This window comes from Variovorax sp. GW821-FHT09B05 (genome assembly GCF_059418265.1).
Genome location: NZ_JBWKPN010000006.1, coordinates 355531 through 380310 on the forward strand (window position 1 = coordinate 355531; position 24780 = coordinate 380310).

At 70.7% G+C, this 24780-nt stretch carries 22 protein-coding genes and 1 pseudogene; 12 read left to right on the forward strand and 11 right to left on the reverse strand.

Annotation, left to right across the window (positions count from 1 at the left end):
- The first annotated feature begins 50 nt into the window (after positions 1–50).
- Positions 51–797 carry a TetR/AcrR family transcriptional regulator gene (locus AC07RM_RS18375; protein WP_495335438.1) on the forward strand — a complete coding sequence of 249 codons (747 nt, stop codon included), beginning with the start codon at positions 51–53 and terminating at the stop codon, positions 795–797.
- Here AC07RM_RS18375 and AC07RM_RS18380 read toward each other — a convergent pair.
- Genes AC07RM_RS18380 through AC07RM_RS18390 form a run of 3 tightly spaced genes read right to left on the reverse strand, consistent with a single transcriptional unit; the run spans position 775 to position 4015 of the window.
- Entirely contained in the window at positions 775–2154 is a 1380-nt protein-coding gene (locus AC07RM_RS18380; RefSeq protein ID WP_431512220.1) for a phospholipase D-like domain-containing protein, read from the reverse strand. The genes AC07RM_RS18375 and AC07RM_RS18380 overlap by 23 nt on opposite strands.
- Before the next feature lie 46 nt (positions 2155–2200).
- Entirely contained in the window at positions 2201–2866 is a 666-nt protein-coding gene (locus AC07RM_RS18385; RefSeq protein ID WP_495335439.1) for a glutathione S-transferase family protein, read from the reverse strand.
- 27 nt (positions 2867–2893) lie between these two features.
- Complete coding sequence (locus AC07RM_RS18390) at positions 2894–4015, reverse strand: 5-methyltetrahydropteroyltriglutamate--homocysteine S-methyltransferase (RefSeq protein ID WP_209540965.1); 1122 nt, start codon at positions 4013–4015, stop codon at positions 2894–2896.
- A 156-nt stretch (positions 4016–4171) separates the two neighbouring features.
- On the opposite strand from AC07RM_RS18390, the gene AC07RM_RS18395 reads away from it, so the two are divergent.
- The 8 genes from AC07RM_RS18395 (at position 4172) to AC07RM_RS18430 (ending at position 11914) form a co-directional block, all read left to right on the forward strand.
- Complete coding sequence (locus AC07RM_RS18395) at positions 4172–5278, forward strand: aromatic ring-hydroxylating dioxygenase subunit alpha (protein WP_495335440.1); 1107 nt, start codon at positions 4172–4174, stop codon at positions 5276–5278.
- Complete coding sequence (locus tag AC07RM_RS18400; RefSeq protein WP_495335441.1) at positions 5275–6051, forward strand: GntR family transcriptional regulator; 777 nt, start codon at positions 5275–5277, stop codon at positions 6049–6051. Before AC07RM_RS18395 ends, AC07RM_RS18400 begins: the two co-directional genes overlap by 4 nt.
- A gap of 35 nt (positions 6052–6086) precedes the next feature.
- Positions 6087–7076 carry a PDR/VanB family oxidoreductase gene (locus AC07RM_RS18405; protein WP_495335442.1) on the forward strand — a complete coding sequence of 330 codons (990 nt, stop codon included), beginning with the start codon at positions 6087–6089 and terminating at the stop codon, positions 7074–7076.
- A 163-nt stretch (positions 7077–7239) separates the two neighbouring features.
- The gene (locus tag AC07RM_RS18410; protein ID WP_203205252.1) at positions 7240–8424 is read left to right on the forward strand and encodes an ABC transporter substrate-binding protein; all 1185 of its coding nucleotides are present in this window, start codon (positions 7240–7242) and stop codon (positions 8422–8424) included.
- 158 nt (positions 8425–8582) lie between these two features.
- The gene (locus AC07RM_RS18415; RefSeq protein ID WP_057595671.1) at positions 8583–9455 is read left to right on the forward strand and encodes a branched-chain amino acid ABC transporter permease; all 873 of its coding nucleotides are present in this window, start codon (positions 8583–8585) and stop codon (positions 9453–9455) included.
- A complete protein-coding gene (locus tag AC07RM_RS18420) occupies positions 9455–10450 on the forward strand; it encodes a branched-chain amino acid ABC transporter permease (RefSeq protein WP_495335443.1) in 996 nt (331 codons plus the stop codon). The genes AC07RM_RS18415 and AC07RM_RS18420 overlap by 1 nt, the downstream gene beginning before the upstream one ends.
- Entirely contained in the window at positions 10447–11217 is a 771-nt protein-coding gene (locus AC07RM_RS18425; protein WP_495335444.1) for an ABC transporter ATP-binding protein, read from the forward strand. The genes AC07RM_RS18420 and AC07RM_RS18425 overlap by 4 nt, the downstream gene beginning before the upstream one ends.
- Entirely contained in the window at positions 11210–11914 is a 705-nt protein-coding gene (locus AC07RM_RS18430; protein ID WP_495335445.1) for an ABC transporter ATP-binding protein, read from the forward strand. The genes AC07RM_RS18425 and AC07RM_RS18430 overlap by 8 nt, the downstream gene beginning before the upstream one ends.
- A 27-nt stretch (positions 11915–11941) precedes the next feature.
- Here AC07RM_RS18430 and AC07RM_RS18435 read toward each other — a convergent pair whose 3' ends face one another.
- The 5 genes and pseudogenes from AC07RM_RS18435 to AC07RM_RS18455 form a co-directional block, all read right to left on the reverse strand.
- Entirely contained in the window at positions 11942–14332 is a 2391-nt protein-coding gene (locus AC07RM_RS18435; RefSeq protein ID WP_495335446.1) for a TonB-dependent siderophore receptor, read from the reverse strand.
- A gap of 144 nt (positions 14333–14476) precedes the next feature.
- On the reverse strand, positions 14477–15787 hold the full coding sequence (locus AC07RM_RS18440; RefSeq protein ID WP_495335447.1) for a sigma-70 family RNA polymerase sigma factor: 1311 nt from the start codon (positions 15785–15787) through the stop codon (positions 14477–14479).
- 132 nt (positions 15788–15919) lie between these two features.
- The gene (locus tag AC07RM_RS18445) at positions 15920–16648 is read right to left on the reverse strand and encodes a DsbA family protein (protein WP_495335448.1); all 729 of its coding nucleotides are present in this window, start codon (positions 16646–16648) and stop codon (positions 15920–15922) included.
- Positions 16642–17529: pseudogene (locus AC07RM_RS18450) on the reverse strand (MBL fold metallo-hydrolase); the annotation flags it as partial. The pseudogene AC07RM_RS18450 and the gene AC07RM_RS18445, both read right to left, overlap by 7 nt.
- A gap of 124 nt (positions 17530–17653) precedes the next feature.
- Positions 17654–18559, reverse strand: a complete 906-nt coding sequence (locus AC07RM_RS18455) for a LysR family transcriptional regulator (RefSeq protein WP_495335449.1) — start codon at positions 18557–18559, stop codon at positions 17654–17656.
- A 131-nt stretch (positions 18560–18690) separates the two neighbouring features.
- Here AC07RM_RS18455 and AC07RM_RS18460 point away from each other — a divergent pair, with 131 nt between their 5' ends.
- From AC07RM_RS18460 to AC07RM_RS18470, 3 genes are read left to right on the forward strand one after another with little or no spacing between them, the layout of a single operon-like run.
- Positions 18691–19659 (forward strand): hydroxymethylglutaryl-CoA lyase, encoded by a 969-nt coding sequence (locus AC07RM_RS18460; RefSeq protein ID WP_495335450.1) that lies wholly within the window; start codon positions 18691–18693, stop codon positions 19657–19659.
- Entirely contained in the window at positions 19656–20858 is a 1203-nt protein-coding gene (locus AC07RM_RS18465; RefSeq protein ID WP_495335451.1) for a CaiB/BaiF CoA transferase family protein, read from the forward strand. The genes AC07RM_RS18460 and AC07RM_RS18465 overlap by 4 nt, the downstream gene beginning before the upstream one ends.
- A gap of 40 nt (positions 20859–20898) precedes the next feature.
- Positions 20899–21885: a tripartite tricarboxylate transporter substrate binding protein gene (locus AC07RM_RS18470; RefSeq protein WP_495335452.1), complete on the forward strand. Its 987-nt coding sequence runs from the start codon at positions 20899–20901 to the stop codon at positions 21883–21885.
- A 12-nt stretch (positions 21886–21897) separates the two neighbouring features.
- Here the strand turns inward: AC07RM_RS18470 and sugE are convergent, their stop codons facing one another.
- Genes sugE through AC07RM_RS18485 form a run of 3 tightly spaced genes read right to left on the reverse strand, consistent with a single transcriptional unit; the run spans position 21898 to position 24672 of the window.
- Complete coding sequence (gene sugE, locus AC07RM_RS18475) at positions 21898–22218, reverse strand: quaternary ammonium compound efflux SMR transporter SugE (RefSeq protein ID WP_093343472.1); 321 nt, start codon at positions 22216–22218, stop codon at positions 21898–21900.
- A gap of 29 nt (positions 22219–22247) precedes the next feature.
- On the reverse strand, positions 22248–23384 hold the full coding sequence (locus AC07RM_RS18480) for an HPP family protein (protein ID WP_495335453.1): 1137 nt from the start codon (positions 23382–23384) through the stop codon (positions 22248–22250).
- A gap of 52 nt (positions 23385–23436) precedes the next feature.
- Positions 23437–24672: a multidrug effflux MFS transporter gene (locus AC07RM_RS18485; protein ID WP_093343064.1), complete on the reverse strand. Its 1236-nt coding sequence runs from the start codon at positions 24670–24672 to the stop codon at positions 23437–23439.
- Positions 24673–24780: the final 108 nt, after the last annotated feature.

Below are 24780 nucleotides of genomic sequence, written 5' to 3' on the forward strand. Positions count from 1 at the left end.
AATTCAAATTTGAATTTGAAGTAGGCCGGAAGTTGGGGTAGGCTCGCGCCATGGCCAGCCGCTCCCGTTCCCCTCGTCCGACCGCTTCCTCCGCACCGCCCGCCGCCGAGGCCGAACCGGCCGCGCGCGCGCCGCGCACCGACGGCAGCGCGACCCGCGCCCACATCCTCGAGACCGCGGGCCGGCTGTTCGCCGAACGCGGCTTCGCGGCCAGCACCAGCAAGGAGATCTGCACCCGCGCCGGCACCAACATGGCGGCGGTCAACTACCACTTCGGCGGCCGCGACGGCCTCTACGAGGCGGTGCTGGTCGAGGCGCACCGCCAGATCGTCAGCGTGGACGAACTGGTGGCGCAGGCCGGCAGCGGCGCCGATCCGCGCCAGCGGCTGCGCGCCTTCCTCGGCCACCTGGTCGAGATGGGCCACCAGCCGCAGGCGCCCTGGGGCTTTCGCGTGATGCTGCGCGAGGCGCTGTCGCCGTCGAGCGCGATGCCGGTGCTGATCCAGAAGGCGGTGCTGCCCAAGGCCAAGGTGGTGCGCGGGCTGATCGGCGAGATCATGGGTTTGGCCGACGACCATCCCTCGGTGCAGCGCAGCGTGATGTTCACGGTGCTGCCGTGCATCGTGATGATGGTCGCGCCCAAGGAGCTGGGCCAGCGCGTGCTGCCCGCGGTGCGCGACACCGAGGCGCTGGTCGACGACCTGATGCGCTACGTGCTCGCGGGTCTCGACGCGGTGGCGCGGGAAGCGGGCGGCCAGGCCGCCGCCGCGCCCGTCAAAGCTGGAAGGCGACGGTGAGCAGCAGCCCCTCGGCCACGTCGCGCAGCAGGCCCGGGCGCCGCGCGCGGTAGGCCTCGCCGGCCGAGGCCGTGGTCTCGATCCACTCGGCCAGCCATTCGATCTCGTGCTCGCCGTAGAACACGACATTGGCCTCGTGGTTCAGCAGCAGGCTGCGCAGGTCGAGGTTGATCGAGCCGCACATCGCGAGCTGGTCGTCGACCACCACCGCCTTGGCATGGGCCATGAACGGCAGCATGCGAAAGCTCACGCCGGCGCGCGCCAGGTCGCGCATGGCACGCGCGCGCACGAAGTCGGCCAGCCGGTGGTTCGACTGCGCGGGGATCGCGATCGTGACCTGCACGCCGCGCCGCGCGGCCAGCCGCAGCGCGTCGCGCAGGCCGTCGCCGGGCACGAAGTAGGGCGTGATCGCGAGCAGCCGGTGCTCGGCACGGAAGCAGGCGTCGATCAGCAGCGCATGCGCGGTGTCCTCGGTCTGGTCGGGGCCGCTCGGCAGGAACTGCGCCATCGCGGCACCGGGGCCCTCGGGCACGTCCTCGGCCGTGATCGCGCGCGGCTTGCGGCTGCGCACCGAGGCCCAGTCGTGGTCGAACTGGCGCGCCGCGGCGGCCGCCACGCTGCCGCGCAGGTCGAAGGACAGGTCGTGCCAGGCCTCGGGATGGGCGGCGTCGCCGTTGAAGTATTCGCAGGCGAGGTTGCGCCCGCCCGACCAGAGCCAGCCGTCGTCGGCGATGGTGAACTTGCGGTGGTTGCGCAGGTTGCGCGGGCCGATGCGGCGCAGGCTGAAGAAGGGCCGGAACACCGCCACCTCGCCGCCGGCCGCGCGCAGCGGGTCGAAGTGGTGGCGCGGCAGCGTGAGCGCGCCGAAGCCGTCGAGCAGCACCCGCACCTTGATGCCCTCGCGCGCGCGCCGCGCGAGCCGCTCGATCACCGAGCGGCCGAGTTCGTCGTTGCCGATGATGAAGGTGCAGACGTCGAGCCGTTCGCGCGCGCCATCGATCACCTCGAACAGCGCGAGCCGCGCATGCTCGCCGTCGGCATGCAGCCGGATCGCGCTGCGCCCGGGCGGCGCCAGGCCGAAGCTCTCGATCAGGTCGGCGGCCCAGTGGCCGGCCGGCGCCGAGCGCGGCGGCCGCGCCGAGCCCGCGGGGCGCAGCTTGCGCTGGCCGAACAGCAGGTACATCGGCAGGATCAGGTAGGGCAGCAGCACCAGGCCCATGACCCACGCGATGGCGGTGGTGGGCGCGCGCTGCTCGCGGCGCGCGCGGGTGGTCAGCACGTAGACCAGCAGCGCGAAGGTGACGACGAGGAAATGCTGGGACGGAGAGGGAAGCCAGTCGAACCCGTTTTTCGGCATGGACCGATGATGCCTGAGCCCGCCGCGCGCCGCCGCGCTTGCCCCCTCAGCGCCGAAGGAAGGCCGGCACGCCTCGGCCCTGCGAGGCCAGGAAGTCCATCATCGGATCGACCACCGCGCGCACCGCGGGCCGCTCGCCGACGCGGTCGCGCCAGGCCACGAGCCGCGGCGTCTCGTCGGTCATGCCCGCGCCCTTGCGGTCGGCGAACACATGGGCCATGTAGAAGGCGATGTCGGCATAGCCGTAGTCGCCGGCCAGGAACGCGCGGCCGTCGGCCAGCAGGGTGTCGAGCTGGCCGTAGAAGCGCGCGCAGGCGGCGCAGGCCTCCACCGCGGGCGGGCTCTGCATCGCCTCCTGCAGGCCGAAGAGCTTGACCACCTGCGGGAAGAAGACCTCGTCGGAACGGTGCTCGAGCTGGCGCGCGCGGGCCCGCGCGGCCGCTTCGACGGGCCACAGCGCGGGCTGCGGATGCCGGTCCTCGAGGTACTCGAAGATCTGGGTCGAGTCGAACAGCTCGACCGCGTCGTCGATCAGCACCGGCACCTGGCCCTTGGGGTTGATGCGCAGCACCTCGGGATGCCTGGGGCTGTAGTTGTCGTCGCGGTCGAAGGGCACCATCACGAGCTCGAAGGCGATGCCCTTCTCGAGCGCCGCGATCTGGACCTTGGCGCCGAACATGCTAAGGGGGCCGGAGAAGATGTGGGTCGTCATGGCCCCGAGTTCAGCAGAAAGCGCGGCTCAGGTCGATCCCCAGACTTCCTGCGCGGTCTCGACCACCAGCCGCAGCTTGGCGCGCTGCGCCTCGACCGCGATGTTGTTGCCGTGCACCGTGCTCGAGAAGCCGCACTGCGGCGACAGCGCGAGCTGCTCGAGCGGCGCGTACATGGCGGCGTTCTCGATGCGGCGCTTGAGCTCGTCCTTGTCCTCCATCTGGCCGAACTTGGTGGTCACCAGGCCCAGCACCACGGTCTTGCCCTTGGGCAGGAAGCGCAGCGGCTTGAAGTCGCCCGAGCGCGCGTCGTCGTACTCCATGAAGTAGGCGTCGAGGTCCATCTCCTGGAGCAGCGCCTCGGCCACCGGCTCGTAGTTGCCGGCCGCGGCATGGGTGCTCTTGAAGTTGCCGCGACACAGGTGCATGGCCAGCAGCATGCCCGGCGGCTTCTGCGCCACCACCTTGTTGATGAAGGCGGCGTAGCGGTGCGGCAGCTCGTTCGGGTCGTCGCCGCGCTTGCGGGCCGCCTCGCGCATGTGCTCGTCGCAGAGGTAGGCAAGGTTGGTGTCGTCCATCTGCACGTAGGTGCAGCCGGCCGCGGCCAGCGAGCGCAGCTCGTCGCCATAGGCCTGGGCCACGTCGTCGTAGAACGCCGGGTCGAGCTCGGGATAGGCCTCCTTGCTGATGCCGGCGCGGCCGCCGCGGAAGTGCAGCATGGTGGGCGAGGGGATCGTGACCTTGGGCGTGCGGCCGGCCGAGACCTGGCTCCTGAGGTACTCGAAGTCGGCCAGCTGGATGTTCTTGACGTGGCGCACCTTGTCGATGACGCGCATCGCGGGCGGCGCGAGTTCCTCGCTGCCGTCGGGCTTGCGGATCGTGACCGGGATGTCGGTCTTCACGCCGCCGAGCTGGTCGAGGAAGTCGATGTGGAAGTAGGTGCGGCGGAATTCGCCGTCGGTGATGCTCTTGAGGCCGATGTCTTCCTGGAACTTGACGATCTCGGCGATGGCCTTGTCCTCGACCGTGCGCAGTTGCTCGGGCGTGATCTCGCCCCTGGCCTTCTGCTCGCGGGCTTCGAGCAGGTATTGGGGACGCAGGAAGCTGCCCACGTGGTCGTAGCGGGCGGGCAGGGTGGCGTGCTGTGACATGAGGATGGAACTCCGGCTTGTCTGAACGAAAGAGGTGGAACGGAACATCGTATCGCCTTGTGTGGCGACGTCGATGTGTACAGAGGGATCGGTGTTTTCCCTTGATTCGGCCGAATATGCTGGAAATTCTCGTATTTCTGTATACATTGAGTATCCATGGACACGCGATCGCCCCATTTCCCGCTCAACGCCTGGTATGCCGCCGCCTACGACGTGGAGGTGCGGCATGCGCTGCTGCCGCGCACGGTCTGCAACCAGAAGCTGGTGCTGTTCCGCCGCACCGACGGGCAGGTGGCCGCGCTCGAGGACGCCTGCTGGCACCGGCTGCTGCCGCTGTCGATGGGGCGGCTCGAGGGCGACGAGCTGGTCTGCGGCTACCACGGCCTGGTCTACAACAGCCAGGGCCGCTGCACCCACATGCCGAGCCAGGAAACGCTCAATCCTTCCGCCTGCGTGCGCAGCTTCCCGGTGGCCGAGAAGCACCGCTTCATCTGGATCTGGCCCGGCGACCCGGCGCTGGCCGACCCCGCGCTGGTGCCCGACATGCACTGGAACGACGACCCGGCCTGGGCCGGCGACGGCAAGATGATCCGCGTGAACTGCGACTACCGGCTGGTGGTCGACAACCTCATGGACCTGACGCACGAGACCTTCGTGCACGGCTCCTCGATCGGCAACCGCGAGGTGGCCGAGGCGCCCTTCGTCGCCACCCACGGCGACCGCTCGGCCACCGTCACGCGCTGGATGGAGAACATCGAGGCGCCGCCGTTCTGGGGCGGCCAGATCCGCCATGCGCGCGGCTACGCGGGCAAGGTCGACCGCTGGCAGATCATCCGCTTCGAGGCGCCGTGCACCGTCAACATCGACGTCGGCGTGGCCGAGGCCGGCAGCGGCGCGGTGCCCAAGGGCGGCAGCCCGGGCGACCGCGGCAAGGGCGTCAACGGCTACGTGCTCAACACCATCACGCCCGAGACCGACAAGACCTGCCTCTACTTCTGGGCCTTCGCGCGCAACTACTGCCTGGGCGAGCAGCGCCTCACGCACGAGCTGCGCGAGGGCGTCTCGGGCATCTTCCGCGAGGACGAGCTGGTGCTCGAGGCGCAGCAGAAGGCGATCGACGAGCATCCCGACCACCGCTTCTACAACCTCAACATCGACGCCGGCTCGATGTGGGCGCGGCGGCTGATCGACCGCATGGTCGACAAGGAACGGCCCGCGCGCGCCGCGATCCCGATCCGCGTCGACCAGCGGCAGGCCGCATGAAGGTCGCCGCCAGCAGCAGCGCCGGCGAGCCCGGCGACAGCGGCGCCTCGCAGGCCGTGAAGGCGCAGCTGCGGCTGCGCGAGATGATCCTGGCCGGCGAGCTGCCGGGCGGCGCGCGCATCGCCGAGGTCGCGATCTCCGAGCAGCTCGGCGTCTCGCGCACGCCGGTGCGCACCGCGCTGATGCGGCTCGAGCAGGAAGGCCTGCTCGAGGCCCTGCCCAACGGCGGCTATGCGGTGCGCACCTTTTCCGAACGCGACGTGGCCGATGCGATCGAGCTGCGCGGCACGCTCGAGGGGCTGGTCGCGCGGCTCGCGGCCGAACGCGGCGCGGCGCCCGTGGTGCTGCGCGAGGCGCGCGGCTGCCTGCAGCGCATCGACGAGCTGTTGCGCGAGCCCGCGCTCGACGACGCCGCCTTCTCGCGCTACGTGACGCACAACGAGCGCTTCCATGCGCTGCTGTGCGAGATGGCCGGCAGCCCGGTCATCGCGCAGCAGCTCGAGCGCGTGATCAACCTGCCGTTCGCCTCGCCCTCGGGCTTCGTGATCGTGCAGGCCAATTCGCCGGCCGCGCGCGACATGCTGGTGATCGCGCAGGACCAGCACCTGCAGGTGCTCGATGCCATCGAGTCCGGCGAGGGTTCGCGCGCCGAGGCGCTGATGCGCGAGCACAGCCGCATCGCGCGGCGCAACCTGCGCGAGGCGCTGCATGGCGCGCCCACCGAGCAGCAGCGTTCGCTGCCCGGCGTGCAATTGATCCGCCGCCGCGGCTGAGCGGCTTCCTTCTTTTTTCCGGTCCTGGTTCCCCGATGAAAAGCGATCTCCAATGGATGCAGGCGCAGGTGGTGGCGCTGCGCGACCTCACGCCCACCGTGCGCGAATTCGAGCTGCGGCCCGAGGCGGGCTCGGCCGGCGGCCACGAGCCCGGTGCCCATCTGCAGGTGCAGGTGACGAGCGCGCAGGGCCGGTTGCAGACGCGCTCGTATTCGCTCGTGGGACAGGGCGAGCACGGCGGCTGGCGCATCGCCGTCAAGCGGCTCGACGACGGCCGCGGCGGATCGCTCGCGATGTGGCGGCTGGCCGTGGGCGACCGCCTGCAGGTCAGCGCGCCGCAGAACCACTTCGCGCTCGACCTGTCGGCGCCGGGCTACCTGCTGGTGGCGGGCGGCATCGGCATCACGCCGCTGGTGGGCATGGCGCAGCGGCTGGGCGCGCATGCGCGGCGCAGCGGCGTGCCGCTGGCCATGCATTACGGCGCGCGCCATGCGGGCGAGTTCGCCTACCTCGACGAGCTGCGCGCATCGCTCGGCGACGAGAAGCTGCAGACGCACGAAGGCGCCGCGGCCATCGACCTCGCGGCGGCCATCGCCGCGCTGCCCGCGGGCGGCCAGCTCTACACCTGCGGCCCGGCACCCATGCTCGAGGCCGTGCAGCGCGCCTGGGCGGCGGCCGGCCGTCCCGCGGCCGACCTGCGCTTCGAGACCTTCGGCAGCAGCGGCCGGCTGGCCGCGCAGGCCTTCACCGTGCGCGTGCCGCGGCACGACCTCGCGATCACCGTGCCGGCCGACTGCTCGCTGCTCGATGCGCTCGACGCGGCCGGCGTGCAGACCCTGTGGGACTGCCGGCGCGGCGAATGCGGGCTGTGCGCGATGGACGTGCTGGCGGTGGACGGCGAGATCGACCACCGCGACGTGTTCCTCAGCGCGCACGAGAAGCAGGCCACCACCCGCATCTGCGCCTGCGTGTCACGCGCGGTGGGTACGCTCACGCTCGATTCCGCGTACCGCGCGGACGCCTGACCGGCACCGATCCACCCCGTTGCGCGATCATCGCGCAGTTCATTTGTCTATCGCGCAACAAAGCGCCGCGCGGGCCCGCGCCTAGGTGAAGGTCCGCGACAAGGAGTGTTGCAAAGTGTTGAAAAATAGGCCGATTCCGCTCGTCGCCCCCAAAGGAGAACTCATGCAAAGGCGTCAACTCATCCAGTCCGCGAGCCTCGCCGCGCTCGCGCTTTCCGGCGCGCTGTCCGTGACGGCCGTCCAGGCCCAGGACAACAAGTTCAAGATCGGCCTGATCCTGCCGATGACCGGCCAGTCGGCGTCGACCGGCCGCCAGATCGAGGCCGCCGCGCGCCTGTACATGGCGCAGAACGGCGACACCGTGGCCGGCAAGAAGATCGAGCTGATCGTCAAGGACGACACCGGCCTGCCCGACGTCACCAAGCGCCTGGCGCAGGAGCTGGTGGTGAACGACAAGGTCAACGTGCTCGCGGGCTTCGGCCTGACGCCGCTGGCGCTCGCGGTGGCGCCGATCGCCACCCAGTCGAAGACGCCGCAGGTCGTGATGGCCGCGGCCACCTCGAGCATCACCGAGGCCTCGCCTTTCATCGTGCGCAGCGGCTTCACGCTGCCGCAGGTGTCGGTGCCGATGGGCGACTGGGCGCCGAAGAACGGCATCAAGACGGTGGTCACGCTGGTGAGCGACTACGGTCCCGGCAACGACGCCGAGAAGTTCTTCAGCGAGCGCTTCGCGCTCAACGGCGGCAAGGTGATCGACAAGCTGCGCGTGCCGCTGCGCAATCCCGACTTCGCCCCCTTCCTGCAGAAGGTGCGCGACGCCAAGCCCGACGCGCTGTTCGTCTTCGTGCCCTCGGGCGCGGGCGCGGCCGTGATGAAGCAGTTCCTCGAGCGCGGCATGGACAAGGCCGGCATCAAGCTGATCGCCACCGGCGACGTGACCGACGACGACCAGCTCAACGACATGGGCGACGGCGCGCTCGGCGTGGTCACCTCGCACCACTACTCGGCCGCCCATCCCTCGGCCGCGAACAAGAAGTTCGTCGAAGCCTTCGAGAAGGCCAACCCCAAGCTGCGCCCCAACTTCATGGCCGTGGGCGGCTACGACGGCATGCGCGTGATCTACGAGGCGCTCAAGACCAGCAAGGGCCAGGGCGGCGGCGAGGCGCTGCTGGCCGGCATGAAGGGCCAGGTCTTCGAGAGCCCGCGCGGCCAGGTGCTGATCGACGCCCAGACCCGCGACGTGGTGCAGGACGTGTACCTGCGCAAGGTCGAGAAGAAGGACGGGCAGCTCTACAACGTGGAGTTCGACGTCATCAAGGGCGTCAAGGACCCGGGTAAAGCCAAGTAATAGCAATGCGGGTTCGGACAGCCGAACGCGGAAGGAATACCAGAATCACGCAGAAGTCGCGGAAGAATCCTTGTTGATTCCTTCGGCGACTTCTGCGTGACCTTCGCGACTTCTGCGTTCGGCTGTCCGCGTTCGAGACCGCATCCCACAGAAGCTGCATGCTCACCATTCTTTTCGACGGCATCGCCTACGGCATGCTGCTGTTCGTGCTCGCCGTGGGGCTGGCCGTGACGCTGGGGCTGATGAACTTCATCAACCTCGCGCACGGCGCCTTCGCGATGGCGGGCGGTTATCTCACCGTGTTCGCGATGCAGAAGTTCGGCGTGCCGTTCATGCTGTGCCTGCCGCTGGCCTTCGTGGTCGTGGCGCTGGCCGGCGCGCTGCTCGAGCGCACGCTCTACCGGCCCATGTACGGCAAGCCGCACCTCGACCAGGTGCTGTTCTCGATCGGGCTGGCCTTCATGGCGGTGGCGGCCATCGACTACTTCGTGGGCTCCTCGCAGCAGAACGTGCAGCTGCCCGAGTGGCTGCGCGGGCGCACCGAGCTCGGCGACGGCGCGCTGATGCTGGGCATGGGCCACTACCGGCTGTTCATCATCGCGGTCTGCGCGGTGCTCACCGTGGTGCTGCAGCTGATCCTCTCGAAGACCCGCTTCGGCAGCCGGCTGCGCGCAGCGGTCGACGACCCGCGCGTGGCCGCGGGCCTCGGCATCAACGTCAACGTGGTGTTCCTGCTGACCTTCGCGGTCGGCTCGGGGCTCGCGGGGTTGGGCGGCGCGCTCGGCGCCGAGATCCTCGGCCTCGATCCGACCTTCCCGCTCAAGTACATGATCTATTTCCTGATCGTGGTCTCGGTCGGCGGCACCTCGTCGATCACCGGTCCGCTCGCGGCCGCGCTGCTGCTGGGCATCGCCGACGTGGCCGGCAAGTACTTCATTCCGAAGATGGGCGCCTTCACCGTCTACCTGCTGATGATCCTGATCCTGATGTGGCGCCCGCAGGGCCTGTTCACGCGCAAGGGAGGCCGCTGATGGGCGCGCCTTCTTCTTCCTCCGACTTCCAGTCGCCGCTGCTGCGCAAGGCGCGCTGGCACCCGGTCGAGTTCGTGGCGTGGGCCATCGCCTTCGCGCTGCCGCTGGTCACGCCCTCGCACTCGCTGCTGGTCAACGAGATCGCCATCGTCGCGCTGTTCGCGATGTCGCTCGACCTGATCCTCGGCTACACCGGCATCGTCTCGCTGGGCCATGCGGCCTTCTTCGGCTTCGGCGCCTATGCCGCGGCGCTGTTCGCCAAGCTGGTGATGCCCGACCCGACCGTGGGCCTGCTGTTCGCCATCGTCGTGTCGGCGCTGCTCGGGCTGGTGGCCAGCGTCACCATCCTGCGCGGCAGCGACCTCACGCGGCTGATGGTCACGCTCGGCACCGCGCTCTTGCTGCTCGAACTCGCCAACAAGCTCGACTGGCTGACCGGCGGCGCCGACGGCCTGCAGGGCGTGGTGATGGGGCCGGTGCTCGGCCTGTTCGAGTTCGATCTCTACGGCCGCACGGCCGCCTGGTATTCACTCGCCGTGATGCTGGTGCTGTTCCTCGTCATGCGCCGGCTCGTGCATTCGCCCTTCGGCGCCACGCTCAAGGCGATCCGGGACAACCGGCTGCGCGCCATGGCGATCGGCATCCCGGTGGTGTCGCGGCTGGCCGTGATCTACACCGTGGCTGCCGGCGTGGCCGGTGCCGCGGGCGCGCTGCTCGCGCAGACCACCGGCTTCGCCTCGCTCGACGTGCTGGCCTTCGACCGCTCGGCCGACGTGCTGCTGATGCTGGTGATCGGCGGCGTGGGCTGGCTCTACGGCGGCGTCGCGGGCGCCATCGTCTTCAAGTTGCTGCAGACCTGGCTGTCGTCGGTGACGCCGCAGTACTGGATGTTCTGGATCGGCCTGATCCTGGTGTTGCTGGTGCTCGTGGGCCGCGATCGTCTGCTCAAGCCCTGGACCTGGTTCGGTGCCGGCAAGAAGGGCGGTGCGGCATGACCGACACCGTGCTTTCCACCCTCGGCCTGGTGATGCGCTTCGGCGGCATCACCGCCACCAACAACGTCTCGATGGAGCTCAAGCGTGGCGCGCGCCATGCGCTGATCGGCCCGAACGGCGCCGGCAAGACCACCCTGATCAACCAGCTCACGGGCGTGCTCACGCCCTCCGAGGGCCGCATCACGCTGCTCGGCGAGGACATCACGCGCCTCGCGCCGCACAAGCGCGTGGCGCGCGGGCTGGTGCGCACCTTTCAGATCAACCAGCTGTTCGACTCGATGACGCCGCTGGAGACGCTGGCGCTGGTCGTGTCGCAGCACCAGGGTATCGGCGCGCAATGGTGGCGCCCGCTCGGCGCGACCCAGGCGGTGGCCGAGCGCGCGGGGCAGTTGCTCGAGCAGTTCCACCTGGCCGACGTGGCGCACCAGCAGACGAAGCATCTGGCCTACGGCAAGCGCCGGCTGCTCGAGATCGCGATCGCGCTGGCCTGCGAGCCGCGCGTGCTGCTGCTCGACGAACCCGTGGCCGGCGTGCCCGCGGGCGAGCGCGAGGAGTTGCTGCAGACCGTGGCCGCGCTGCCGGCCGACGTGTCGGTGCTGCTGATCGAGCACGACATGGACCTGGTGTTCAGCTTCGCCGACCGCATGACGGTGCTGGTCAACGGCACCCTGCTGACCGAGGGCGATCCCGAGGCCATCGCCAACGACCCGCGGGTCAAGGAGGTCTACCTCGGCCATGGCCAGTCCGCGGAGGCCGCCCATGTCTGAGCTGCTGCGCATCGAGAAGCTCAGCGCCGGCTACGGCGAGGCCGTGGTGCTGCACGACGTGTCCTTCGCGCTCGGCGAGGGCCGCACGCTCGCGCTGCTGGGCCGCAACGGCACCGGCAAGACCACGCTGATCAACACCCTGGCGGGCGCCACGCGCCAGCACGGCGGCAGCATCGCGCTCGGCGGCCAGGCGCTGCACCGGCTCGCGCCGCACCAGCGCGCGGCGGCCGGCATCGGCTGGGTGCCGCAGGAGCGCAACATCTTCAAGTCGCTCACCGTGCACGAGAACCTCACCGCGGTGGAGCGGCCCGGGCCGTGGAATCCGCGCCGCGTCTACGAGATGTTCCCGCGCCTGGCCGAGCGCAAGACCAACCTCGGCACCCAGCTCTCGGGCGGCGAGCAGCAGATGCTGGCCGTGGGCCGCGCGCTGGTGCTGAACCCGAAGCTGCTGCTGCTCGACGAGCCGCTCGAGGGCTTGGCGCCGATCATCGTGGAGGAGCTGCTGCGCGCCATCCGCCGCATCACGCGCGACGAGGGCCTGGCCGCGATCGTGGTCGAGCAGCATCCGCAGGCGATCCTCGCGATCTCCGACGAGGCCGTGGTGCTCGACCACGGGGCCATCGTGCATGCCGACAGCGCGGCCGCGCTGCGCGCGCAGCCGCAGGTGCTCGATCGCTTGCTGGGCGTGGCGCGCTGAGTTGCACGCCCGCGCGCGTTCGGGCGTTCAGAACTGGTACTTCGCGCTCGCGACCACCGCGCGGTCGCTGCCGGGGTAGTACTTGCCGTAGGCCCGCGAGGCGGCGTACTGCCGGTTGGCGAGGTTGGTGGCGCTCAGCGCGAAGCGCCACGGGCCGCGCTTGTAGTGCACGGTGGCATCGATCAGCGCCACGCCGCCTTCCGACGAGGTGTTGCCCACGTCGTTCCAGCGCTTGCCGATGTAGCGCAGGCCGCCGCCGAAACCGAAGCCGTTGCCCAGCGTGTAGTCGAGCCACAGCGAGGCCGTGTTGCGCGGCACCTGGATCGGCGTCTTGCCGCGCTCGGTGGCGTTGGCGCTCTCGCGCACCTTGGTGTCGAGCCAGGTGTAGGAGGCCGTGAGGTTCAGGTCGCGCGCCAGCTCGGCCTTGGCCTCGAGCTCGAGGCCGCGCGAGCGGATGCGGCCGATCTGGCGCGCCTCGAAGGTGTTCTGGTCGTAGGTCACGACGTTGGACTTGCGCACGTCGAACAGGGCCGCGGTGAACAGCGAGCGCGCGCCCTCGGGCTGGAACTTGAGGCCGGCCTCCACCTGCTTGCCGCGGCTCGGGCGGAAGGGCTCGCCGTTCAGGTCGACGCCGCTGGTCGGCATGAAGGATTCCGAATAGCTGAGGTAGGGCGCCCAGCCGTTGCCGACCAGATAGCTCAGCGCGGCGCGGCCGCTGAACCGGTCGTCGGTCTGGGTGGTGCGGCCGCTCTTCAGGCGGTCGAAGGTGGTGGACTTCACGTGGTCCTGCCGGCCGCCGAGCGTGAGCAGCCAGTGCGGGCCGAACTTGACCTGGTCCTGCGCGTAGACGCCGAGCTGCTCGGTGGTCTGGGTGAAGTTGCTGTCGGGCTGCACGGGCTCGGCGATCGGCAGGCCGTTGACCGGGAAGCGCAGATCGAGGCTGGGGGCCGGCCCCGAGAACTGCTTGGCCGTGTACCGCACGCGCGACCAGTCGACGCCGAACAGCAGCGTGTGCTCGACATCGCCGGTGCGCACGCGGCCCTGCAACTGCGTGTCGGCGGTCCACTGGTTGACCCACTCGGGGGCGAAGCGGGCCGTGCGCCGCAGCGTGTAGCCATCGGGCGCGAGGTTCACCACCACGTGGTGCTTGTCGGTGTCGAAGCCGAAGTAGCGCATGTTCTGGCGCACCGTCCAGTTGTCGTCCAGATGGTGTTCGAACAGGTAGCCGAGCGAGGATTGCTGCTGCTTGATGCGGCTGTAGTTCGGCTCGCCCTGGATCAGGCCGGTGTCGCGGCCGCGTGCGTCAGTCACGTTGAAGGTGTCGTCGCTGGCGTTGCTCTTCAGGAACTCGCCGAGCAGTGTGAACGAGGTGGCGGCCGAGGGCTGCCAGCGCAGCGAGGGTGCGAGGTAGCTGCGCTTGACCTCGGCGGGCGCGCCGTTGGGGTAGCGCTGCTGGCTGTCGCTGTCGAGCTCGACGCCCACCAGCCGGTAGCTCAGCGTGTCGCTCAGGGCGCCGCCGAGGTCGACCGCGAGCTGCTTGCGCTGGAAGCTGCCGTACTGGACCTCGATCTCGCGCGTGGTCGTGGTGCCGGGCATCTTGCTGACGCGGTTGATGATGCCGCCGGCGTCGCCCGGGCCGAACATCACCGACGAGGGGCCGCGCAGCACCTCGACGCGCTCGAGGCCGTAGGGCTCGGTCAGCGAGTAGGCGGGCAGCAGCATGCCGTCGCGGTACATGGCATTGCCGGCCGTGGCATCGAAGCCGCGCAGCAGCAGCCAGTCGATGCCGCGGGCGTCGTAGCCCCAGTTGCCGGCCACCACGCCCGGCGCGTAGCGCACGGCTTCCATGATGGTCTGCACGCCGCGGGCCTCGAGTTCCTCGCGCCCGATGACGGACAGCGACTGCGGCACCTCGATGATCGGCGTGTCGGTCTTGGTCGCGGTCTGGCTGCGTCGCGCGACATAGCCCGGCACCGGGCCGAGGCCGGTCTCGCGCTCGGCGGCGGCGTTCACGGTCACGGTCGGCAGCGCGGCGCCGGTGGCATCGCGCGCCTTCTCGATCACCAGCGTGCTGCCCGTCACGCGGCCGGCCAGCCCGCTGCCCTGGAGCAACTGGGCGGCCGCGGCGTGGACCGCCAGGCTGCCCTGGACCGGCTGTCCGCGCAGCCCCTGCAGCAGCGCCGGGGCCGCCAGCAACTGCAGGCCGGCCTGGCGCGCGAACTGGTTCAGCGCCTGGTCCAGCGGCTGGGCGGGGATCGAGAACGCCACGACGGCGGCGCCCGCCATGGCTTGGGCGTCGACGGCGGCCGGGCTGTTCTGAGCCCAGGCGCCCGTGCCGGCCTGGGCGACCAGGGACAGCGCGGCGGCGGCGACCAGATGGCGTCGAAGGGTGGGGGCGGGACGGTGGCGGGAAGGCATGCGGTTCTCTGGCTTCGGGTCGGGTTCATGAATTCCCTGGGCTTCCGCGTGGCGGAAGTTCCGGGCTCCATGGACTGATACGAGCGAGCGGCGGCGATCCCTCACGCGCGGCGCCAAAAAAAACGCGGCGAGCGAAGCCGGCCTTCAGGAGGGCCGGCGTTCGATGACCAGGGCGCGGTCGGCCCCGTCGTCTTCGCGCACGCGCACCGGCAGGCTGCGCGGCAGCAGCCGCAGCCAGGCGCCGGCCTCGCCGATGCGCACCCGGCCGAACACCGGGAGCTGCGCGGCATCGGGCGCCACGCGCAGCGGGCGCGGGCTGTAGCGCGCGAGACGCTCCACCACCTCGGCCAGCGGCTGGCGGTCGAAGTCGAGCCAGCCTTCGCGCCACGGCGCGACCGCCGCCGCGCCGGCCGGATGCGAGGTGGCGAGCGGCCGCACCGGATCGATGAAGGCACGGTCGCCCGCGCCCAGGGTGCGTTCCTCGCCGCCTGCGCTGCGCACCCGCACCTGGCCCGATTCGACCGCCACGCGCACGCCGCCGTCCTGCAGCGCGACCTCGAAGCGCGTGCCGAGCACCGTGATCTCGTGGCCCAGCGCATGGACCACGAAGGGCCGCGCCTCGTCGCGCGCCACCTCGAAGAAGGCGCTGCCGGCCAGCAGTTGCACCGTGCGGCGCGTGGCGTAGTAGACGACCTCGGCGCGGCTCGCGGCATCGAGCGTGAGCTTGCTGCCGTCGGGCAGCGCCTGGGTCCGGATGCGGGCGATCGGGGTCGACAGCAGGGCGCTGTAGCCCGGCACCCACTGGCGCCATGCCTGCCAGAGCGCGGCGCTGCCGACACCCAGGCCGCAGACGCCGAGCAGCGCCGACAGCGCGCGGCGCCGGCCGGTGCGCGCGGGCGCCGCCTCGCCGCGCCAGCGGTGCAGCGCGGCCTCGACGCTGTCGAGCGCCCGCATCACTTCGCGCTCGACGGTTTTGACCGATACGCCATGGCGCAGCGCCAGTTCGGCATGGCAGGCGCCGTCGAGCCGGTCGGCCAGGAAGATGTCGCGGCTGCGCGGCGGCAGCGCGCGCAGCGCGGCATCCACCGCGTCGAGCGCCTGCCGGTGGGCGACGCCGTCGGCCACGTCGCGCGCGCTGGGGCCGTGGGACGGCGGTTCCGCCTCGATGTCGACGGCCACCGGGCTGAAGCGCTCCGCGCTGCGCTGGCGGCGGCGCAGGTGGTCGATGGCGATGTTCTCGGCCACGGCGTAGACGTAGGCGCGCGCGGCGCCTTCGTGCGGCGCGGGCTCGGTTTCGCGCGTCTCGGCGCGCTCGGCCAGCCGGACCCAGGTGTCGTGCGCCAGCTCGCGTGCATCGTGCGTGCTGCCGGTGCGGCGCGCGATGAACCGCACCAGCTCCTGGTAGCTGTCCTGGAAGGCTTTCAGCAGCGGGCTGGGGGAGAGTTGGGCGGACATGGGAAGGGGGATGGCGCGCGGATCGCCGGCGGATTATTGTCGAGAATAGTTCTCATTTGTCCGCGAAGCCTCCGAATTCAGCGCTTCCGCGACGAAACACGGCCGTCGGCTGTCCAGGCCGGCGGGCGGTTTTCAGATCGCGCAGCCGTCGGGGCCGCAGCTGCCCGTGGCCGGATGTCCCGGCGCGGACGGCGTCGCGAAGCTCGCGAGCTGGGCCTTCCACGCGTCCGGCCGGCCCAGCCACGGGCCGATGTCGACCCGGCTCGCGCCGCCATCGGGCCGCGCGAGCACGAAGGTCGGAAAGCCCTGGCCGCCCACGCGGCGCAGCAGCGCGCGGCTGGCCTCGATGTGCTGCGCGGTCGCCTCGCCCGACAGCCGCGCGAAGGCCGCGGCGAAGGCTTCGCCATCGAAGCCCAGTTCCAAGGCCAGCCCCTGCAGCACTTCGGCATCGGCGATGCGCCGGCCCTCGGCGTAGTGCGCGCGCTGCACGCGATGCGCCATGTCGAGCGCGCCGCCCGCGCGCAGCGACTCGGCCGCGAGGATCGCGGTGGTCGGCGGTTCGGAGTCCATCACGGCCGTGCCGTCGCGCAGCAGGCCATCGAAGTAGGCCTCGCCGAAGGGCTGGCCCGTGAGCTCGGCGATGCGGCGGTCGTGTGGGAGCACGTAGTCGCGCCACTGCGGCGTGATGGCCCGGCGGTTGGCGCCGGTCATCATGCCGCCGCCATGCAGTTCGACCCGCAGGCCTTGCACTTCGCGCGCCGCCTCGACCAAGGGTGCGGCGGCATAGCACCAGCCGCACAGCGGGTCGAAGATGCAGTGCAGGGTGGCGCCGTCGTGGCTGCCCGGGTTCATTGCGGCCATTTCATCTCTCCCTTGATGACCTTCGCGCTCAGTTCGAGCGAGGAGGCGTCTTCCAGCTTGGGGTAGCGCTTCTTCATCGCGGCGATCAGCGCGGCCGAGTCCTTGGCCCTGGCGGCCTCGGTCTCGAAGGCCTGCAGGTAGGCGCGCGTGAAGTTCACCGAGGCGAGCGTGGAGGGCGCCGAGCCGTCGGCGTTCGGCAGGTAGTGGCCGGGCACCACGGTCTTCGGCTTGAGCGCCGCGATGCGGTCGAGGGTGCGGCGCCAGTCGCGGCGCGACTCGGGCGTCTGCGTGTCGGCCACCCAGAGGTGGATGTTGGCCGACACCGGCACGCCGCCGACCACGGTCTTGAGCGAGGGAATCCAGGCGACGGTGCGCGCGGGCGTTGGGCCGACGACCTGGATCTTGCGGCCCTCGAGCTCGATCGTGTCGCCCGCGAGCGGCTCGGGCACCACCAGCGACTGCGGCGCGTTGTCCTTGAGGATCGGGCCCCAGTGGGCCAGCTTGCCGTCCTTCGAGGCCTGGATCGCGGCCACGGTCTGCGGCGTGGCGACGATCTTCGCGTCGGGGAAGGCGGCACGGATCACGTCGAGGCCGAAGTAGTAGTCGGGGTCGCTGTGGCTGATGTAGACGGTGGCGAGCCTGCGGCCGCCGGCCTGGATCTTCTTCACCAGCGCCTGGGCGTCGTTGCGCTGGAACTGGGCGTCGATCAGCACGGCCTCCTTCTCGCCCGAGACGATGCTCGAGGAGACGGGAAACAGCGAGGCCGCGCCCGGGTTGTAGACCTCGAGCGTCAGGGGCGCGGCGGATGCGGCGATGCCGAAGGTGGGGAAGGTCGAGAGGGCGGCGAGCGCGGTGGCGGCGAGGATGCTGCGGCGGAACATGGCGATGATTCTTTCTGCGGAGGAGGGTGTGACAGGTGAAGCCCGCAGTGTGGATTGCGCCGAACGAAACAAAAACCGGCTCCCGCGCAAAGGATCGTTTCGAAATCCGGACGAATGAGCCGGCTCAGTCGCGCCGCGCCAGCTTCTCGAGGTGCGCCACCAGCAGCTGCGCCGCGGGCGAGAGCGAGGCCTCGTCGCGAAAGCAGATCGCGAAGCGGCGCTTCGCCCACGGGTCGGCCAGCGGCATCAGGCGCAGGCCGTAGGCCGCGGTGAAGGGCTGCGCCACCTCGGCCGGCACCACGCTGATCGCGAGGCCGGCGCGCACCACGCGCAACGCGGCGTCGAAGTTCGACACCAGCACGCGGTGCACCAGCGGCTTGCCCGCGGCCGTGGCCTCGCGCGCGAGCAGCAGCTGCACCGCGCTGAGTGCGGGCATGCCGACGAACTCGTGGTCGAGCAGCTGCTCGAAGCGCACCTCGCGCATCCGCGCCACCGGGTGCGAGCGATGCGCCACCACTGCGAGGTGGTCGCTGCGGTAGTCGCGCCGCTGCAGGCCCTCAAGGTCGGCCGCGTCCCAGCACAGGCCGATCGAGGCTACGCCCTCGCGGATGCCGCGCACGATCTCGGGGCTCACGCGCTCTTCCATGTCGACGCGGATGTTGCGGTGCGCCGGGTCCTGCAGGAAGTCGGCCACGTCCTCGGCCAGCGACTCGGCCATCACCGAGGCCGAGGCCAGCATGCGCACATGGCCGCGCATGCCGCCCGCGTAGGCCGCCATGTCGCGCTCGATGCGGTTCACGCTGCCGAGCATGGCGCGCGCATGCTCGAGCAGGGTTTCGCCGGCCGCCGTGGGCACCACGCCGCGGCGGCGCCGCACGAACAGCGGCGTGCCCAGTGTGTCCTCGAGCTGGGCCAGCCGCTTGCTGATCGCCGAGCCGACGATGCTGGCCTGGGCGCCGGCGCGGGCGATGCTGCGGGTCTCGCAGACCGAGACGAACAGGCGCAGGGTGGTGAGGTCGAGGTCGCGCATGGCGTCGGCTCCGTGGCTTTTGTGGTGTTCCGATTCGGAATGGATCGGCTTCCGAAATATAGCTTCTGCATCGAATCGGAAAGTCTAAGAATGACGCCGATTCCAGACCCTCATCCCACGGAGACACCGCCTTGACCGAACCTTCCGCCCCGGCGCGCCTGCACGCCTTCCTGCCGCCGCGCGCCACCGTGCGCGAAGTGGGCCTGCGCGACGGCCTGCAGAGCATCGCCCGCACCCTGCCCACCGCGCACAAGCGCGAATGGATCCGCGCCGCCCACGCGGCCGGCCAGCGCGAGATCGAGGTCGGCTCCTTCGTGCCCGCGCGGCTGCTGCCGCAGCTGGCCGACACGGCCGAGTTGCTGGCCTTCGCGAAGACGCTGCCGGGCCTGTTCGCCTCGGTGCTGGTGCCCAACCTGAAGGGTGCGGAGCGCGCCATCGAGGGCGAGGCCGACCTGCTGGTGGTGCCGCTGTCGGCCAGCCATGCGCACAGCCTCGCCAACCTGCGCAAGACGCCCGACGAGGTGGTGGCCGAGGTCGGCCGCATCCGCGCCGCGCGCGATGCCGCGGGCTCGAGGACGCTGATCGAGGGCGGCGTGGGCACCGCCTTCGGCTGCACGCTGCAGGGCCCCGTGGCGCCGGAGGAGGTGCTGCGGCTGATGCAGGCACTGCTCGATGCGGGCGCCGACCGCGTGAGCCTGGCCGACACCGTCGGCTATGCCGATCCGGCGATGGTGCGCAGCCTGTTCGAGCGCGCGCGGGCGATCGCGGGCGAGCGGCTGTGGTGCGGCCATTTCCACGACACGCGCGGGCTGGGGCTGGCCAACGTCTATGCGGCGCTCGAGGTCGGCATCGCGCGCTTCGACGCCTGCCTGGCCGGCATCGGCGGCTGCCCGCATGCGCCGGGCGCCAGCGGCAACGTCGACACCGAGGACCTGCTGTTCATGCTGCAGAGCATGGGCGTGGCCACGGGCGTCGACCTGCGACAGCTGCTCGCGCTGCGCGGGCGCGTGGCGCAATGGCTGGATGGCGAGACGCTGCAGGGCACGCTGTGGCGTGCCGGCTTCCCGAAGACCTTCGCGCAGGAAGAGGTGGCGGCATGAGCGCGGCGCAGGAAAAACGCCTGCCGCTGGCCGGCATCCGCGTGGTCGAGTTCACCCACATGGTGATGGGCCCGACCTGCGGCATGGTGCTGGCCGACCTCGGCGCCGAGGTCATCAAGGTCGAGCCGATCGAGGGCGACCGCACGCGCCAGCTGCTGGGCGCGGGCGCGGGCTTCTTCCCGATGTTCAACCGCAACAAGAAGAGCATCGCGCTCGACCTGCGCCATCCGCAGGGGCTCGAGGCCGCGCTGCGCCTGTGCGCCGGCGCCGACGTGGTGGCGCAGAACTTCAAGCCCGGCACCATGGGGAAGTACGGCCTCGACTACGCCGCGCTGCGCCGGCTCAACCCGCGGCTGGTGTACGTCAACCACACGGGCTTCCTGCCCGGCCCCTACGAGCACCGCACCGCGCTCGACGAGGTGGTGCAGATGATGGGCGGGCTGGCCTACATGACCGGCCGGCCCGGCGACCCGCTGCGCGCGGGCACCAGCGTCAACGACATCATGGGCGGCATGTTCGGCGCCATCGGCGCGATGGCCGCGCTGATGCAGCGCGGCCAGACCGGCGAGGGCCAGGAGGTGCATTCGGCGCTGTTCGAGAACAACGTGTTCCTGGTCGGCCAGCACATGCTGCAGTACGCGATCACGGGCCAGGCCGCGGCGCCGATGCCCGAGCGCATCTCGGCCTGGGCGCTGTACGACGTGTTCACCGTGAAGGACGGCGAGCAGATCTTCCTGGCCGCGGTCAGCGACGCGCAGTGGCAGAGCTTCTGCGATGCCCTGGGCTTCGACGACCTCAAGGCCGACCCGGCGCTGCGCACCAACAACGACCGCGTGCGGCTGCGCCCGACCCTGCTGGCGGACCTGCGCGCGCGGCTGGCTTCGCGCCCGGCCGCCGAGCTGTCGGCGCTCTTCGAGGCGCGCGGCCTGCCGTTCGCGCCGATCGTGCGGCCCGAGGACCTCTACGCCGATCCGCACCTGCTGGCCACCGGCGGCCTGGCCGACATCCGCCTGCCCGACGGCGAGCGCGCGGGCCAGACCGCGCAGACCACGCTGTTCCCGATCACGCTGGGCGGCGAGCGCCTGGGCGTGCGCCTCGATCCGCCGACGCTGGGCCAGCACACGCGCGAGCTGCTGGCCGAGCTCGGCTATGGCGAGGCGCAGATGCAGGCGTTGCTCGACGACGCGGCCGTGGCCTAGGCCGGTTTTCTTTTCCCCCACTACAACGAGAGACAAGACGATGCGCAACCCACTGCCTTCCTTCATCAACCGCCGCGCGCTGCTGGGCCTGGGTGCCGGCGCGGCCGCGCTCGCCGCCTGGCCCGCCTGGGCGCAGGGCGACCGGCCCGTGCGCTTCATCCTGCCGATCAGCGCGGGCTCGGGCGTGGACGCCATCGTGCGCGCCGCCACGGTCGCGCTCGGCAAGGCCTTCGGCCAGCCGGTGGTGGTCGAGAACCAGCCGGGCGCGGGCGGCATCACGGGCACCTCGACCGTGGTCAAGGCCGTGCCCGACGGCTTCACCTTGGGCATGGTGTCGAACAACCACGTCATCAACCCGGCGGTGTTCAGGAAGATGCCCTTCGACCCGATCGCCGACGTGACGCCGATCAGCGTGGTGGGCGCCACGCCGCTGGTGCTGGCGGTGAACCCGAAGCTGCCGGCGAAGAACGTGAAGGAGCTGGTGGCGCTGCTGCGCGCCAAGCCCGAGGGCTACAACTACGCTTCCTCGGGCAACGGCACCATCATCCACCTGGCCGGCGAGATGTTCATGGACGAGGCCGGCGTGAAGGCGCGGCACATTCCGTACAAGGGCACGGGCCCGATGGTCACCGACATGATCGCGGGCCAGGTCGAGATGGGCGTGGTCGCGCTGCCGGCCGTGCAGCCGCACCTGAAGAGCGGCGCGCTGCGCGCCATCGGCCTGTGCGGCCCGGCGCGCTCGCCGGCCGCGCCCGAGATGCCGACCATCGCCGAGCAGGGGCTGCCGAACTACGTGGTCGAGGGCTGGTTCGCGGTGATCGGGCCCGCGAAGATGCAGGCGGCCGACGTGCAGCGCGTGCACGACGCCGTGGCCGCGGCCTTCGCGAGCGCCGAGGTGCGCGAGGCCATGGACAAGCAGGGCAACCTCATCAAGCCCACCACGCCCGAGCAGGCCGCGGCCTATTTCCGCAGCGAGGCGGCGCGCTACGCGGCGCTGGTGAAGAAGGCCAACGTGGTGCTGGAGTGAACGCGCGGGCGCTCAGTGCGCGCTCGTGAGCTTCAGGCCCAGGATGCCCGCGACGATCAGCCCGACGCAGACCAGCCGCGCGGCATTCGAGGGTTCCTGGAACAGCACGATGCCCAGCACCACGGTGCCGACCGCGCCGATGCCGGTCCACACCGCGTAGGCCGTGCCCACCGGCAAGGTGCGCATCGCCCAGCCGAGCAGCACCACGCTGAGCGCCATCGACGCGATGGTGCCCACCGAGGGCCAGAAGCGGCTGAAGCCCTCGGTGTACTTGAGGCCGATGGCCCAGCCCACCTCGAGCAGGCCGGCGAAGAACAACACGATCCAGGCCATGCGCATGCCTCCTTGAAGAAAAAGGGGAGTCAGTTCCCGGGCCGCACCGCGCTGTAGAGCGCGCGCACGAAATCCGACTGGGTGATCATGCCGGCCAGGCGCTTCTCGGCGTCGATGATCGGGATGTGGTGGTGGCCGCCCTCGGAGAACAGCGGCACCAGTTCGACCACGGGGCGGTCGGCGCTGGCCACGCGCACCTGGCGCGTCATGATCTGGCCCACCACCTCGGGCTTGTTCGACACCACGGTGCGGGTGGCGCGGATGAAGTCGCGCAGCCGGCCCGCGATGCCTTCGTGGTGCGCCAGGTCGAGCTGGCGGAAGAAGTCGGCCTGCGTGACGATGCCCACCACGCGGCGCGTGCGGTCGACCACCGGCAGCGCCTTGATGCGGCGCTCGTGCATCAGCGCCCAGGCCTCCTGCAGCGACGTGCCGAACTCCACCGTGATCGGCGTGCGCGACATGATGTCGTCGCAGTGCAGCGTGCCGAGCCGCCGCTTGTAGCTCTCGAGCTCGGTCTGCTGGATCAGCGACTCGAGGTCGTCGCGGCTGATGTCGAGCACCTGGTTGTAGCGCGCCAGCACGGCATCGATGTCGGCCTGGCTGAAGCGCGCGTCGGCGCGCGGCGGCTGCGCCACCTGCACATGCGGATAGCGGCGGCCGGTGAAGCTGTTGTAGGCCGCGCCGGCGAGCACCAGCAGCAGCGAGTTGACGAAGAAGGGGAAGAAGGCCGACGACAGGTGCGTGGTGTGGGTGAGCACCGCGAGCAGCGCCGCGGCGCCGCCCGGCGGATGCAGGCAGCGTGCGACGAACATCAGGCCGATGGCGCCGCCCACCGCGACCGCGGCGGCCACGGCCGGGTCGGGAATCCAGTTGACGCTGGCGATGCCCACGATGGCCGATAGCGTGTTGCCGCCCACCACCGACCAGGGCTGCGCGAGCGGGCTGGCCGGCACCGCGAACACCAGCACCGCGCTGGCGCCCAGCGGCGCGATCAGCCACACGGCATTGCCGCCGAGGGTCTGCGCGATCCAGCGGCAGATCAGCGCCGTGATCAGCAGCCCGAGCGCCGCGCCGCCCATGGCGCGCAGGCGCTCGCGCGCATCGACGGTGGTGCGGCCCGGCAGCCAGGCGCGCAGATAGACGAGGAGCTTGTTGGCGGAGGACATGCGGATCGAAGAGTGTCTCTGTGTTGTTCTTGTTCGTTCGCCTGCCGCCGCTTCAGCCCTCGTGGGCGACGCGCCGTCCGATGTCGGGCCAGCGGCCGTGCAGCCAGACCCAGGCCACCAGGCCGATGGCCAGCATCAGGGTCGAGGTCAGCGCGAGCGCCAGCGTGGAATGCATCACCAGCGGCGCCACCGCGCCGGCCACGATGCCGTTGGCGGTGGAGCCGATCACCGCCTGCAGCGAGGAGGCCATGCCGCGGCGTTCGGGATGCAGGTCGAGCACCAGCAGCGTGACCACTGGCACCATCAGCGCCCAGCCGAAGGCGAACACCGCGAGCGGCCACAGCGCCCAGGCCACGTGGGCCTGGAAGAAGGTGTTGGCGATCACGTTGACCACCGAGGTGACCAGCATGATCAGGAAGCCGTCGCGGATCTGGCGCTTGGGCGCCACCTTGCCGGCCATGCGTCCGCTGGCGCGCGCGCCGAGCATGATGCCGCCGATGGTCAGCAGGAAGAACCAGAAGAACTGCTGCGGCTGCAGCGCGAGGTGGTCGCCGAGGAAGGCCGGCGCGGCCAGCACGTAGAGGAACATGCCGTTGAAGGGCACGCCGCTGGCGAAGGCCAGCAGCAGGAAGCGCGGGTCGGAGCACAGGTCCCAGTAGCCGCGCAGCAGGTGGCGCACGTGGAAGGATTGGCGGTGCGAGGGATGCAGCGTCTCGGGCAGCAGCTTGTAGTTGGCCGCGAACAGCACCACGCCCACGGCCACCAGGAACCAGAACACCGCGTGCCAGCCCGCGTGCACGAACAGGAAGCCGCCGACGATCGGCGCGATGGCCGGTGCCACGCCGAAGTAGATCGTGACCTGGCTCATCACGCGCTGGGCTTCGGCGGGCGGGAACATGTCGCGGATCACCGCGCGCGAGACCACGATGCCCGCGCCGGTCGACAGGCCCTGCAGGCCGCGGAACAGCACCAGCTGCGTGATCGTCTGCGACAGCGCACAGCCCAGCGAGGCCAGCGTGAACACCGCGAGGCCCCACAGCACCACCGGCCGGCGCCCGAAGCTGTCGGACAGCGCGCCATGGAACAGGTTCATGAACGCGAAGCCGAACAGGTAGGCCGAGAGCGTCTGCTGCATCTCGGCCGGCGTCGCGCCGATCGAGCGCGCGATGCCCGAGAAGGCGGGGATGTAGGTGTCGATGGAGAAGGGCCCGAGCATGCCGAGCACCGCGAGCAGCACGGCCAGCGCCCAGCGCGGGGCTTGCCAGAGTTTGTCTGCATCGGGATTCATGATGAGGATTGCTCCATTCTTCTTATCTTTGCATCTGTCGCAGAGGGGCCCAAAAAAGAAAGCGCCCTTGCGGGCGCCTCCTTGTCGGGGAAATACCGGGAGACCGGA

Coding starts and splice junctions, on each gene's coding strand:
- AC07RM_RS18375 (WP_495335438.1), top strand. CDS start 51: ATGGCCAGCCGCTCCCGTTCCCCTCGTCCGACCGCTTCCTCCGCACCG.
- AC07RM_RS18380 (WP_431512220.1), bottom strand. CDS start 2,154: ATGCCGAAAAACGGGTTCGACTGGCTTCCCTCTCCGTCCCAGCATTTC.
- AC07RM_RS18385 (WP_495335439.1), bottom strand. CDS start 2,866: ATGACGACCCACATCTTCTCCGGCCCCCTTAGCATGTTCGGCGCCAAG.
- AC07RM_RS18390 (WP_209540965.1), bottom strand. CDS start 4,015: ATGTCACAGCACGCCACCCTGCCCGCCCGCTACGACCACGTGGGCAGC.
- AC07RM_RS18395 (WP_495335440.1), top strand. CDS start 4,172: ATGGACACGCGATCGCCCCATTTCCCGCTCAACGCCTGGTATGCCGCC.
- AC07RM_RS18400 (WP_495335441.1), top strand. CDS start 5,275: ATGAAGGTCGCCGCCAGCAGCAGCGCCGGCGAGCCCGGCGACAGCGGC.
- AC07RM_RS18405 (WP_495335442.1), top strand. CDS start 6,087: ATGAAAAGCGATCTCCAATGGATGCAGGCGCAGGTGGTGGCGCTGCGC.
- AC07RM_RS18410 (WP_203205252.1), top strand. CDS start 7,240: ATGCAAAGGCGTCAACTCATCCAGTCCGCGAGCCTCGCCGCGCTCGCG.
- AC07RM_RS18415 (WP_057595671.1), top strand. CDS start 8,583: ATGCTCACCATTCTTTTCGACGGCATCGCCTACGGCATGCTGCTGTTC.
- AC07RM_RS18420 (WP_495335443.1), top strand. CDS start 9,455: ATGGGCGCGCCTTCTTCTTCCTCCGACTTCCAGTCGCCGCTGCTGCGC.
- AC07RM_RS18425 (WP_495335444.1), top strand. CDS start 10,447: ATGACCGACACCGTGCTTTCCACCCTCGGCCTGGTGATGCGCTTCGGC.
- AC07RM_RS18430 (WP_495335445.1), top strand. CDS start 11,210: ATGTCTGAGCTGCTGCGCATCGAGAAGCTCAGCGCCGGCTACGGCGAG.
- AC07RM_RS18435 (WP_495335446.1), bottom strand. CDS start 14,332: ATGCCTTCCCGCCACCGTCCCGCCCCCACCCTTCGACGCCATCTGGTC.
- AC07RM_RS18440 (WP_495335447.1), bottom strand. CDS start 15,787: ATGTCCGCCCAACTCTCCCCCAGCCCGCTGCTGAAAGCCTTCCAGGAC.
- AC07RM_RS18445 (WP_495335448.1), bottom strand. CDS start 16,648: ATGGCCGCAATGAACCCGGGCAGCCACGACGGCGCCACCCTGCACTGC.
- AC07RM_RS18455 (WP_495335449.1), bottom strand. CDS start 18,559: ATGCGCGACCTCGACCTCACCACCCTGCGCCTGTTCGTCTCGGTCTGC.
- AC07RM_RS18465 (WP_495335451.1), top strand. CDS start 19,656: ATGAGCGCGGCGCAGGAAAAACGCCTGCCGCTGGCCGGCATCCGCGTG.
- AC07RM_RS18470 (WP_495335452.1), top strand. CDS start 20,899: ATGCGCAACCCACTGCCTTCCTTCATCAACCGCCGCGCGCTGCTGGGC.
- sugE (WP_093343472.1), bottom strand. CDS start 22,218: ATGGCCTGGATCGTGTTGTTCTTCGCCGGCCTGCTCGAGGTGGGCTGG.
- AC07RM_RS18480 (WP_495335453.1), bottom strand. CDS start 23,384: ATGTCCTCCGCCAACAAGCTCCTCGTCTATCTGCGCGCCTGGCTGCCG.
- AC07RM_RS18485 (WP_093343064.1), bottom strand. CDS start 24,672: ATGAATCCCGATGCAGACAAACTCTGGCAAGCCCCGCGCTGGGCGCTG.